Raw genomic sequence first — 12,732 nt, 5'->3', positions numbered from 1 at the left:
CTATATCAGTTGGTCAAAAACTAATTACTCCTTGCGATACTTGCAAGTTATTAAATGTAATTTTGGTAAAAATGTGATGCTTATCATAAATATCCTGGGTAAGTGGATATGTTGCTGTGTCGTTGACTTTGTAAAAATAATGTTTTAGCTTAAAAGGTAACATAATGAATATAGTGTACAGGAGTGTTACTGATTAGACTCAGGCACAACCAGGTCACAAATATATTTCACCTATTTTATAGGCTTAGGTTGGTGCATATATTGGTGCATATAATAGTTTATCCTGTAAGGTATCTCTTTTGTTAACGATAGTAAAACTCATAAATAATAATGTCGTTCTTGCCGTTGATGAGAATAATAATGAAGTTATTCTAATGGATAAGGGCATAGGTTTTAATAGAAAAAAAGGCGATAGGCTGAATATTCAAGATGTTGAAAAAGTCTTCACTGTTGAAAAGAACGATAGAATTAATCAAATTATTGCGACTATTCCAGTCTCAGTTATAGAGCTAACCGAGAAAATTATCGCATTAGGGAAAGATCTTCTTGGCAAATCTCTCAACGATTCATTACTCATTACTTTGTCAGAGCATTTAAACTTTGCATTTGAGCGAATGAGTAAAGGATATCAGATTGGTAATGTCTTACAATGGGAGATCCCTCATCTTTACCCGTTGGAATATGAAGTCGGTAAACAGGCGCTTATCTATATTAATGACCAGATTGAAAAACCATTACCGCCGATAGAAGCCTCATTGATTGCCTTGCATTTTGTCAATGCTCAATATGAAGGGCAAACAATGGGAGATACATTAAAATTAACGAATTTGATTAATAAAACGGTTAAGCTTATTCACTACTATTTTCATGTTAACCTTGATACAACCTCGGTAAATTACTCTCGTTTTATTACGCATTTGCGCTATTTCCTGATTAGACAAAATAAAAATGAGCATTCTTCTGCGATTGAGATGGATTTTTCTCTGCAAGAGTTGATAGAAGAAAAGTATTTCAAAAGCTACAACTGTGCAGTTAAGCTAATTAAATATCTGAGGGAGAAATACCAATGGAAAGTGCCCGATGATGAATTGATTTATTTAGTCATTCATATAGAGCGGGTGGTTAATGATAGTTATAAGGGCAGAGAATGATAAGTAAATGGATCGTCAAATAAGTGTCAATCGCTAATGGTATTAGATGAGTATATTTATGTGATTTAGATTTTTTGGGAGGTGGTGAATAAAATGAGAGATGAAGATTTTGCAAAAGAGATCATTATATTTATTGGCGGACAAGAAAATATAAATAAAAGTTGGCATTGTGTTACCAGATTGCGTTTTAATATTATAGATGATAGTAAAGTAGATATTGCTGCGATCAGAAAAATGCAGGGGGTTATTGGAGCACATTTTCACAGCGGGCAATTGCAAATAATTATTGGCAATAGAGTTGTTGAAATATTTAGTGAAATAATTAAGCAGTTAAAAGAAAATGAAGGAAATCATTATGGTCCAAAAAAGGGTTTCATTAGTCATATTCTTGACGTCATTTCAGGCATATTTGTTCCCATATTGCCTGCAATTGTAGGGGCGGGTTTACTTAAAGGCGGATTAATTTTTTTCTATATGATGGATTGGGTTTCAGAGCAGAGTAATGAGTATAAATTATTATATATTCTTTCTGATACACCTCTCTATTTTTTGCCTGTTCTTTTGGCTTTTTCAGCGGCAAGAAAATTTAAAACAAATGAATTTATTGCCGCCACATTAGCGTGTATTTTAATTTATCCAACATTATCTGATCTTGTGAGCAGTTCTGGTGGTGGATATTTCAGTGTATTTGGTATTACTATTCCCGCTATTCATTATAGTTATACTGCCATTCCAATTATTTTAGGGGTTTGGTTGCTCAGTTATATTCATAGATGGGTAGATAGGTTTATTCCAACGGTATTGAAAATAATATTTACACCATTATTGGTCTTATTAATTTCTGCACCTATTTTATTGATTATTGCTGCACCGTTGGGAAATACAATTGGTTTGTATATTGAAAAGTGGCTTTTAATATTATTTTCCGTGGCTGGACCGTTTGCGGGATTATTGTTAGGTGGATTGATACCTATTTTAGTTATTACTGGAATGCATTATGCCTTTTTGCCAAGTGTTTTTGCTAATTTTAAATCTCTTGGATACGATTTTATGTTATTACCCATCAGTTTTGCGAGTAATATTGCACAAGCTGGTGCGACATTAGCAGTCGCAATTAAAACTAAAGACAGGCAAATGAAATCATTAGCTTATTCATCTTCATTCTCTGCTTTTTTAGGCGTAACTGAACCTGCAATGTATGGCGTTACGCTTAAATTAAGAAAACCTTTTTATGCTGCATTAATGGGTGGAGCCGTTGGTGGCGCTATTATAGGTATTTTCTCTGTGAAAATATTTGCTTTTAGTGTACCGGGATTGGTGTCATTACCTTTTTATATGCAAAAAGATAGCAATAATTTTATTTTTATTTTGCTTGGCATTTTTAGTAGTTTCTTAGTGGCATTTATATCCACTTTATTAATGAAATTAGAATCTAATGTTGATTCTATAGTATTAATAAAGCCACGTTTTTCAAAAAAGAAGAAAATCATATTACGTTCTCCGATGACCGGCACAATAGAATCTCTCTCAAGAGTACCTGACGACACTTTTTCTGAAAAAATTATTGGTGATGGTATTGCTATTATTCCTACCGAAGGTGTGGTTAAATCGCCTTTTAATGGCAAGGTTTCAATGATTACTCCGACTGGACATGCTATTGGTTTAATTTCCGATCAAGGAGTGGAGTTATTAATTCATATTGGTATTGAAACGGTAGGTTTGCAAGGAGCGGGATTTAATTTGCAAATTATAGAAGGGCAGAGAGTAGTTGCCGGTGAGGTATTAGTTAATTTTGATCTGGAATTTCTTCAAGAGAATAAAATTCAGATTATATCGCCAATTATTGTCACTAATAGTGAGGAATATCACTCAATAATGCCTACTAAAAGAAAAAATGTTATTGGATGTAAAGATGATTTGTTGTTTATTAATCGATATTGATTTGTTTTTCAAATGATTAGTGTATATTAATAATATTCTTAATTCTTTTTTTGTATTTAAAGATTGCAATATGACCAGTTTTAATACCTGTTAATTGTTCATGCTGTTTTCTCGTTATTATTGTCTTATTTTATCTTTTCTGTCGAATCCTTAGAAATTATCTAGCTATATAAATTCTGAAAAAATATATTTTGCATAATATGAAGTCATATTGAATACTAATATTTTGAGGTGAAAAATTAATCGATCAACATTGACAATTAACCCTAAAAGGGCTGCTTTTTATTGTGTAATAATATAAGGTAGCGCTCAAATTCATTTAATTAATTGGCCCCGTAAGGGGCTTTGTTCTGGAATACTTATGCGACTGATCGGCAATTATTCTCCTCCTACTACAGAAGATCTCATTAAACTCAAAGAAGAATTAGGTTTCACGGGAGAACAAATGGCCGATTTAGCGGGAGTTTCCGGTAACAATCAATGGAGAAAATACACGGGCGGGAAAATGCCACGTGTTATTTCTCCGCACATTCTATTCTATACCTAATAGATTTCGAGTTGCAGCGCGGCGGCAAGTGAACGAATCCCCAGGAGCATAGATAACTATGTGACTGGGGTGAGTGAAAGCTGCCAACAAAGCAGCAGTTTGAAAGATGAAGGGTATATATAGCAACACAGTTAACACTATCAGAAGATGATTTAAACCGCATTTTGGCTAAGATGCGGGAAATTGGTGCTAATGTAAAATAAATAGGCACGCTTCACTTAACGATTTCCTCTGATTGATAATCTATTTTATTGAGATGTAGATCATCAATAGATCGGTTATATCGAATTATTCTGGTTATAAAATCGATTTTTTTCGAAACCATAGCTAGAGTACCATTTAAGCTCGATCAGTTTCAGAGGTTAATCATCGTGACAGCAATTATTCGTCAATTCCTGAAATTAGAAGCGGCTGGAGGGCTCCTTCTTATCATTGCTGCCATTATTGCGCTGATAATGGCAAACTCGCCATTACAGGGTATTTATCAGCAATTTCTTAATATTTCGATGGTAGTGCAATTCGCTGCACTGGAGATCAATAAGCCTTTATTGTTATGGATTAATGACGGCTTAATGGCTGTCTTCTTTTTGATTGTTGGTCTGGAAGTCAAGCGGGAATTGCTGGAAGGTTCTTTAGCGGGGCGTGATAAGGCAATATTTCCGGTAATAGCGGCGATAGGAGGTATGGCCGCTCCGGCACTGATATATCTGTTATTTAATGGCAATGATGAATTTACCCGTCAAGGGTGGGCTATTCCTGCGGCAACCGATATTGCTTTTGCCTTGGGGGTGATGGCGCTATTGTCTAAGCGGGTGCCAATAGAACTCAAGGTTTTCTTGTTGGCACTCGCGATTATTGATGATCTGGGCGTTATTGTGATTATCGCTCTGTTTTATACCAAAACGGTTTCTCTTGTGGCGCTTGGATTGTCAGCGGCAATGATTGCTTTGCTGGTTTGGATGAATTGGCGTGGTGTCGAAAAAACATCGGCTTATCTGGCTGTTGGCACTATCCTTTGGGTTTGCATCTTGAAATCGGGTGTTCATGCAACACTAGCTGGCGTCATTGTTGGTTTTCTGATTCCTCTGCGTGGTCAGAATGGTCATTCACCATCTGAATTACTTGAGCACGGTTTGCATCCTTGGGTGGCGTATCTTATTTTGCCATTATTTGCATTTGCCAATGCAGGCGTAGCCCTGAATGGCGTTACGTTAAATGGTTTGACCGATATGTTACCGTTAGGTATTGCTGTGGCTCTGTTTCTTGGTAAGCCATTGGGCATTTTTCTTTTTAGCTATATTTCTATTAAGATCGGATTTGCTAAATTGCCACAGCAGATTAATCTTAAACAGATATTTGCGGTCTCTGTTCTTTGTGGAATCGGTTTTACTATGTCTATCTTTATTTCAGGATTGGCTTTTGAAGGAGCGGATGAATCTTTCAGTGTCTATTCCCGTCTTGGCATTCTGATAGGTTCAACCATCGCTGCGTTTATGGGGTATGGCTTGTTACGAATGGTCTTACCAAAGAAAAAGTGATGGCAGAGTGGGGATAAATTCATTAACTTAGCCAAATGAAGTTCTACATTTTAGAGAAAATTTCTGGACTGACTCATCATTTTTGTATTTGCGGTACAACAACTAAAATTGTATCGCGGATACTTTATGTAGTGAAAAAACAGAAAATCACCGGGAGACGGTGGATTAGTAATGTATGGCTGGCGTTGTCTACCAGACGTAAGCGATACATAAGGAAAAACGTATGCGGGTGTCACATCTGAATTTTAATCATCTCTATTATTTCTGGCATGTTTGCAAGGAAGGATCAGTGGTTGGGGCGGCAGAAGCGCTTTATCTAACACCTCAAACGATCACAGGACAGATAAAAGCGCTGGAGGAGCGTCTGGGAGGGAAACTGTTCAAACGTCAGGGCAGGGGATTAGTGCCATCAGAGCTAGGACAGCTTATCTTCCGCTATGCGGATAAGATGTTTATGCTAAGCCAGGAGATGTTGGATATCGTTAACTACAGCCGTGAATCTAATCTTTTATTTGATGTTGGTGTTGCTGATGCACTGTCCAAACGTCTGGTTAGCCAGGTATTAAAAACGGCGGTTGTGGAACATGAGCAGATTCATCTACGTTGTTTTGAATCAACCCATGAGTTGTTGCTGGAACAACTCAGCCAGCACAAACTCGATATGATATTGTCTGATTGCCCGGTGGATTCTTCCCAACAGGAAGGGCTGTTCTCGGTAAAACTGGGTGAATGTGATGTGAGTTTCTTCTGCCGACAACCTATCCCGGAAAAACCTTTCCCGGAATGTTTGGAGGAACGTCGCTTATTGGTTCCAGGGCGTCGCTCTATGTTGGGGCGTAAATTGTTGACTTGGATACGTAATAAAAATCTTCAGGTTGAAGTACTAGGTGAGTTTGATGATGCCGCGTTAATGAAAGCGTTTGGTATGTATCATAATGCGATTTTCGTGGCGCCATCTTTGTATACCAATGATATTTTTACAGATAATGATATTGCCGAGATTGGTCGGTTGGATGCCGTGCAGGAAGAGTATTATGTGATTTTTGCTGAGCGAATGATTCAACACCCGGCTGTTCAAAGGGTATGTAATAAAGATTTTTCTGCGTTGTTTAATGTGCTATCTAAGAAGCGTACTTAAAAAATAATTGATAGTAACTGCAGACACAAAAAAACCGGCGCAGGCCGGTTTTTCAGTAACCCAAACGCAAATTATTACATTGCGTTGATTTGCGCCGTCAGATTAGATTTATGACGTGCTGCTTTGTTTTTGTGGATCAGACCCTTACAGGCGTGACGATCGACAATAGGTTGCATGTCATGAAATGCTTTCTGCGCAGCTTCTTTATCGCCGGTAGCGATAGCAGCATATACCTTCTTGATAAAGGTACGCACCATAGAACGACGGCTAGCGTTATGCTGACGACGTTTTTCAGACTGTATGGCGCGTTTCTTAGCTGATTTGATATTAGCCAAGGTCCAACTCCCAAATATATTCTATCGAGGACAATTCAAAGGCCGAGGAATATGCCTGTTCAACCTTCTTTTGTCAATGGATTTGTGCAAATAAGCGCCGTTGTACCGCGGCAACTTGTTTCGTTGTGATGGCGCAGGATTTTATCAGTTTACTTAGTGGGAATACAGTCTTTCACAATAAAAATCTCATTGAATAGTCCAGATAGAAATAAAATGAATATTTTTCGGGATTCCTGCTCGTTTTTGTTGTATGAATCAGGGCTATTGATTTAAATCATCTTATGATGGTGGGTTAACCTTGAGCTTTGTACAAGGTATAATTTGGTAATTTCCAGGGTATTGAGCCAGCTATGGAGCTAATTCGCGGTATACGTAATATCCGGACATGTCACCGCGGTTGCGTGTTGACGATTGGTAATTTTGATGGTGTCCACAGAGGTCATCAGGCACTACTGAAACACTTAAAACACGAAGGGCAGCGTCTGGGATTACCAGTAATGGTCATGATTTTTGAACCACAACCTTTGGAGTTTTTTGCTAAGGGTAATGCTCCTGCGCGTCTAACGAGATTAAGGGATAAAGCCAAATATCTCGCCCAATGTGGAGTGGATTATTTATTATGCGTGAAATTTGATAGAAATTTTGCGGCAAATACGCCAGAAGCCTTTGTTTCACGGTTGCTGGTGGAAAAATTGGGTGTTAAGTTTCTCGCTGTAGGAGACGACTTTCGTTTTGGTCAATCTCGCAGTGGTGATTTTGCCTTTTTGCAGCGAGCCGGTGAGACATACGGCTTTGATGTGACCAGCAGTGAAAGTTTTTGTGATGATGGTTTACGGATTAGCAGCACAGCTATCCGTCAAGCACTGCAAGATGATGATTTGGTATTAGCCGAAACATTATTGGGACATCCATACAGCATTTGTGGCCGGGTCGTTCATGGTAAGCGACTAGGGAGCACTATTGGTTTTCCAACAGCAAATTTGCCGTTAAAACGATTAGTGGTTCCGGTACACGGCGTTTATGTTGTTGAAGTCTATGGTTTGGGAGACCAGCCTTTACCGGGTGTTGCCAATATTGGTACACGTCCAACAGTCTCTGGTCAGGGTCAACAACTTGAAGTACATCTAATTGATACCCAAATGGATCTCTATGGGCGTTATATTGATGTGGTGTTACGTAAAAAATTGCGTAATGAACAGCGGTTTGCTTCCCTTGATGCACTCAAGCAGCAAATTGCGAATGATTTGGTTGCTGCGAAGGAATTTTTTAAGCAGCTACCTGTGTCATGTATCTAGCGGAAAATTGGAATTGAGAATCGAATGAGTGACTATAAAAACACCCTGAATCTGCCAGAAACAGGGTTTCCAATGCGCGGAGATTTAGCAAAGCGCGAACCAGATATGTTAAAACGTTGGTACAAAGATGGGTTGTATCAAGTAATTCGTAAAGCAAAAGCCGGTAAAAAAACATTTATTCTGCATGATGGCCCTCCTTACGCGAATGGCAGTATTCATATTGGTCACTCAGTCAATAAGATTCTCAAAGATATTATTATTAAATCCAAAGGAATGGCGGGATATGATTCGCCATATATCCCTGGTTGGGATTGCCACGGTTTACCCATTGAGCTTAAGGTTGAGCAGATTATTGGTAAGCCGGGGGAAAAATTTTCCGCCGCTGAATTTCGTGCCGAGTGCCGCAAATATGCTAAAGAGCAAATTGAAGGTCAGAAGAAAGACTTTATCCGTCTGGGCATATTAGGTGACTGGGAACGTCCATATTTGACGATGGACTTTAAGACCGAAGCCGACATTATTCGCGCATTGAGCCGTATTATCGCTAATGGTCATTTGTTGAAAGGTGCCAAGCCTGTTCACTGGTGTACTGATTGTCGTTCGTCACTGGCCGAAGCAGAAGTTGAGTATTACGACAAAACTTCTCCATCGATTGATGTGCGTTTTAATGCGGTTGATGCAGTTGCCGTTTGTGAGAAATTTGGTGTGCAGGTAGCAGATCAACCGGTCTCTCTGGTTATCTGGACAACCACGCCGTGGACGTTGCCGGCTAACCGAGCGATCGCTTTGCATGCTGAATTTAGCTATCAATTAGTACAGATTGAGGGTGAATGCCTGATCCTGGCTGCTGATTTGGTAGAAAGTGTGATGCAGCGCGCGGGTATAACTTCGTGGACAGTGCTAGGGAATTGTGCGGGTGCTGCGTTGGAGTTATTGCGCTTTAAACATCCATTTATGGGTTTTGATTCACCGGTTGTACTGGGTGATCACGTGACTTTGGATGCGGGTACCGGTGCTGTGCATACGGCCCCAGGTCACGGCCCGGACGACTTTGTTCTTGGTCAGAAATATGGCTTGGAAGTTGCAAACCCGGTTGGCCCTAATGGTTGCTACCTGCCCGGTACTTATCCTTCTCTGGATGGTGTGTTTGTCTTTAAAGCGAATGATGTTGTGCTGAATATCCTGAGTGAAAACAATGCGTTGTTGCATTTGGAAAAATTACAGCACAGTTATCCTTGCTGCTGGCGCCATAAGACACCTATCATTTTCCGTGCCACGCCGCAGTGGTTTGTCAGCATGGAGCAAAATGGTCTGCGTAAACAATCGTTGCAGGAGATCAAAGGGGTTGAGTGGATACCGGGTTGGGGTCAGGCTCGTATTGAGGCAATGGTTGAAAATCGCCCTGACTGGTGTATTTCACGTCAACGTACTTGGGGTACGCCGATGTCTCTTTTTGTCCATAAAGAGACGGAAGAGCTTCATCCACGTACTATCGAATTGATGGAAGAAGTTGCAAAACGTGTTGAAGTTGGCGGTATTCAGGCGTGGTGGGATCTGGAGCCAGCCGAACTGTTAGGTGATGATGCGGCTAACTATGTCAAAATTTTTGATACGTTGGATGTCTGGTTCGATTCGGGATCAACTCACGCATCGGTGGTTGATGCCCGCCCTGAATTCCAGGGTAACGCTGCGGATATCTATCTTGAAGGTTCAGATCAGCACCGTGGCTGGTTTATGTCTTCCCTGATGATCTCAACGGCAATAAAAGGTAAAGCACCTTACCGTCAGGTGTTAACGCATGGTTTCACTGTGGATGGTCAGGGCCGTAAGATGTCTAAATCTATCGGTAATACCATCAGTCCGCAGGATGTCATGGATAAATTAGGGGCAGATATTCTGCGTCTATGGGTTGCTTCTACCGATTACACTGGTGAAATTGCGGTATCCGATGAGATTTTGAAACGCTCTGCTGATGCATATCGTCGTATCCGTAACACGGCGCGTTTCCTGCTGGCAAACCTGAATGGTTTCGATCCTGAACAGCATAGGGTTAAACCAGAAGAGATGGCTGTGTTGGATCGTTGGGCTGTGGGGCGTGCTCAAGCGGCGCAAGCGGACATTACCAAATGTTACGATAGATATGATTTCCACACCGTTGTTCAACGTATGATGCAATTCTGTTCCGTGGAGATGGGATCGTTCTATCTCGATATCATTAAAGACCGTCAATACACCGCTAAGAGCGATAGTTTGGCTCGTCGCAGTTGTCAGACTGCGCTGTATCATATTGCGGAAGCATTGGTTCGCTGGATGGTGCCTATCCTCTCCTTTACTGCTGATGAAGTTTGGAATGAGTTGCCTGGTGGCAAACGTGCTCAATATGTATTTACCGAAGAGTGGTACGACGGTTTGTTTGGTCTGGCCGCAGGCGAACCAATGAATGATGTTTTCTGGGCTGATTTGTTGGCTGTGCGTGGTGAGGTTAACAAAGTGCTGGAGCAGGCACGCGCAGACAAACATATCCGTAGTTCACTGGAAGCCGCGGTGACGCTGTACGCCGATAATGAATTGGCGGATAAACTGAATAGCCTCGGAGATGAATTGCGTTTTGTTCTGCTAACATCTCAGGTTGTTGTTGCAGATTATGAGCAGGCTGGTGAAGATGCGCAACAAAGCGAAATCGGTAGTCTGAAAATTGCTTTCCGCAAAGCGGATGGCGAAAAATGTCCTCGTTGCTGGCATTACGCTAAAGATGTGGGATTGGTGGCGGAACATGCAGAACTTTGTGGCCGCTGTGTAACTAATGTTGCCGGTAACGGCGAAGAGCGTAAGTTTGCCTGATGAATAAACCCATTTGCTCCACCGGCCTTCGCTGGCTTTGGTTAGTTGTTGTGGTATTGATTTTGGATCTGGGTAGTAAGCAGCTAGTGTTGCAACACTTTCATCTGTATGAATCCGTTCCGTTGATACCTTATTTTAATCTGACTTATGCCCAGAATTTTGGGGCGGCTTTTAGTTTCCTTGCAGAGAAAGATGGTTGGCAGCGTTGGTTCTTTGCATTCATTGCCGTTGCTATTTCAGTTGTACTGATGGTGATGATGTATCGTGCCAGTGCAAAGAAGAAACTGAGTAATATCGCTTATGCCCTGATTATTGGTGGAGCATTGGGTAATCTGTTTGACCGGTTGGTTCATGGTTTTGTCATCGATTTTATTGATTTTTATGTCGGTGATTGGCACTTTCCAACTTTTAATATCGCTGATATGGCGATATGTATCGGGGCTGGATTGGTTATCATTGATAGCTTTCTAAGCCCGGATGAAAAGACCATCAAAGTGGGATAAGTAATATGTCAAATCAGGTGCAGGCGAATAGTGCAGTTTTACTGCACTTCACTTTAAAACTGCAAGATGGCTCTATTGTCGACTCCACTCACACTCAGGGCAAACCTGCATTATTTCGTTTAGGTGATGGAACCCTTTCTTCACCTTTGGAACAGCAGCTTACTGGGCTAAAAGACGGAGATAAACATACCTTTACTCTGGCTGGTGAGAATGTATTTGGTAAACCAAATCCTGATCTGATCCAATATTTTACTCCGCGTGATTTTGCTGAAACGGGTATTCCTGAAATTGGCACTATAATGTTATTTACGGCAATGAATGGCAGTGAAATGCCGGGCATAGTCAAAGCTGTAACAGAAGAATCTGTGACTGTTGATTTCAATCACCCGTTAGCTGATCAGAACGTCACGTTTGAAATTGAAGTGTTGGAAATTGATCCACAATTGGAGGAAAACCATGCAGATATTGCTGGCTAACCCCCGCGGTTTTTGTGCTGGTGTTGACCGTGCTATCAGTATTGTAGAGCGTGCGCTGGAATTATATGGTGCGCCGATCTACGTTCGTCATGAAGTTGTGCATAACCGTTATGTTGTAGATAACCTGCGCAAGCGGGGTGCTATCTTTATTGAAGAAATTTCAGAAGTACCGGATGATGCGATTCTGATTTTTTCGGCACATGGTGTTTCACAGGCTATTCGTGCTGAAGCACGTTCTCGCAATTTGACAATGTTGTTCGATGCGACTTGTCCTCTAGTGACTAAAGTCCATATGGAGGTAGCAAGAGCCAGCCGCAAAGGCAAAGAAGCTATTCTGATTGGTCACGCTGGACATCCCGAAGTTGAAGGTACAATGGGTCAGTACAACAATGCGGAAGGTGGAATGTATCTGGTTGAATCTCCGGAAGATGTATGGAACTTGAAAGTCAAAGATGAAGACAACATGTGTTTTATGACTCAAACCACATTATCTGTTGATGATACTTCAGAAGTGATTGATGCACTTAATGCGCGATTCCCAAACATCGTTGGTCCCCGTAAAGATGATATCTGCTATGCGACGACTAACCGCCAGGAAGCGGTACGGGATCTGGCGTCTGACGCCGATGTTGTTTTGGTTGTGGGTTCGAAGAATTCATCTAACTCTAATCGCCTTGCTGAGTTAGCTCAGCGGGTTGGTAAACCTGCTTACTTGATAGATTCTGCTGAGGATATTAAAGAAGAGTGGATTACCGGCATCTCTTTGGTTGGCGTAACCGCGGGCGCTTCGGCACCGGATATTTTAGTTCAGCAAGTTATTGAACGCTTGAAATATCTTGGTGCTGATTCCGTCCAAGAATTACACGGTAGAGAAGAAAATATTGTATTTGAAGTGCCAAAAGAGTTACGTGTTGAAGTTAAAGAAATTAGCTAAATTATCAAGATAAATAAGAATAAAGTATTGCAT

11 protein-coding genes are annotated in these 12,732 nt (G+C 40.8%); 10 read left to right on the top strand and 1 reads right to left on the bottom strand.

Annotated features, from left to right (window positions below; all coding sequences use genetic code 11):
* Positions 1–299 precede the first annotated feature (299 nt).
* The 5 genes from AACQ83_RS06465 (at position 300) to nhaR (ending at position 6,315) form a co-directional block, all read left to right on the top strand.
* Positions 300–1,151, top strand: a complete 852-nt coding sequence (locus AACQ83_RS06465) for a PRD domain-containing protein (RefSeq protein WP_112876437.1) — start codon at positions 300–302, stop codon at positions 1,149–1,151.
* 93 nt (positions 1,152–1,244) lie between these two features.
* The gene (locus tag AACQ83_RS06460; RefSeq protein ID WP_112876438.1) at positions 1,245–3,092 is read left to right on the top strand and encodes a beta-glucoside-specific PTS transporter subunit IIABC; all 1,848 of its coding nucleotides are present in this window, start codon (positions 1,245–1,247) and stop codon (positions 3,090–3,092) included.
* A gap of 361 nt (positions 3,093–3,453) precedes the next feature.
* Positions 3,454–3,639, top strand: coding sequence for a hypothetical protein (locus tag AACQ83_RS06455; RefSeq protein WP_192880979.1), 186 nt, complete (start codon positions 3,454–3,456; stop codon positions 3,637–3,639).
* Positions 3,640–4,010: 371 nt separating this feature from the next.
* On the top strand, positions 4,011–5,177 hold the full coding sequence (gene nhaA / locus AACQ83_RS06450; RefSeq protein WP_112876439.1) for a Na+/H+ antiporter NhaA: 1,167 nt from the start codon (positions 4,011–4,013) through the stop codon (positions 5,175–5,177).
* A 223-nt stretch (positions 5,178–5,400) separates the two neighbouring features.
* Positions 5,401–6,315 (top strand): transcriptional activator NhaR, encoded by a 915-nt coding sequence (nhaR, locus tag AACQ83_RS06445; RefSeq protein WP_112876440.1) that lies wholly within the window; start codon positions 5,401–5,403, stop codon positions 6,313–6,315.
* A 74-nt stretch (positions 6,316–6,389) separates the two neighbouring features.
* On the opposite strand, the gene rpsT is transcribed toward nhaR, so the two are convergent.
* Complete coding sequence (rpsT, locus tag AACQ83_RS06440; protein WP_112876441.1) at positions 6,390–6,650, bottom strand: 30S ribosomal protein S20; 261 nt, start codon at positions 6,648–6,650, stop codon at positions 6,390–6,392.
* A 350-nt stretch (positions 6,651–7,000) separates the two neighbouring features.
* Here rpsT and ribF point away from each other — a divergent pair, with 350 nt between their 5' ends.
* From ribF to ispH, 5 genes are read left to right on the top strand one after another with little or no spacing between them, the layout of a single operon-like run.
* On the top strand, positions 7,001–7,945 hold the full coding sequence (gene ribF, locus AACQ83_RS06435) for a bifunctional riboflavin kinase/FAD synthetase (RefSeq protein ID WP_112876442.1): 945 nt from the start codon (positions 7,001–7,003) through the stop codon (positions 7,943–7,945).
* 24 nt (positions 7,946–7,969) lie between these two features.
* Positions 7,970–10,786: an isoleucine--tRNA ligase gene (gene ileS, locus AACQ83_RS06430; RefSeq protein WP_112876443.1), complete on the top strand. Its 2,817-nt coding sequence runs from the start codon at positions 7,970–7,972 to the stop codon at positions 10,784–10,786.
* On the top strand, positions 10,786–11,289 hold the full coding sequence (gene lspA / locus AACQ83_RS06425) for a signal peptidase II (protein ID WP_011144971.1): 504 nt from the start codon (positions 10,786–10,788) through the stop codon (positions 11,287–11,289). The genes ileS and lspA overlap by 1 nt, the downstream gene beginning before the upstream one ends.
* Before the next feature lie 5 nt (positions 11,290–11,294).
* Positions 11,295–11,765 carry an FKBP-type peptidyl-prolyl cis-trans isomerase gene (gene fkpB, locus AACQ83_RS06420; protein ID WP_112876444.1) on the top strand — a complete coding sequence of 157 codons (471 nt, stop codon included), beginning with the start codon at positions 11,295–11,297 and terminating at the stop codon, positions 11,763–11,765.
* Positions 11,746–12,699, top strand: a complete 954-nt coding sequence (gene ispH / locus AACQ83_RS06415; RefSeq protein ID WP_112876445.1) for a 4-hydroxy-3-methylbut-2-enyl diphosphate reductase — start codon at positions 11,746–11,748, stop codon at positions 12,697–12,699. Before fkpB ends, ispH begins: the two co-directional genes overlap by 20 nt.
* Positions 12,700–12,732 lie beyond the last annotated feature (33 nt).

The organism is Photorhabdus sp. S10-54 (assembly GCF_963878145.1).
Classification (GTDB): domain Bacteria; phylum Pseudomonadota; class Gammaproteobacteria; order Enterobacterales; family Enterobacteriaceae; genus Photorhabdus; species Photorhabdus kayaii.
This window is presented reverse-complemented; position numbering and strand designations above follow the sequence as displayed.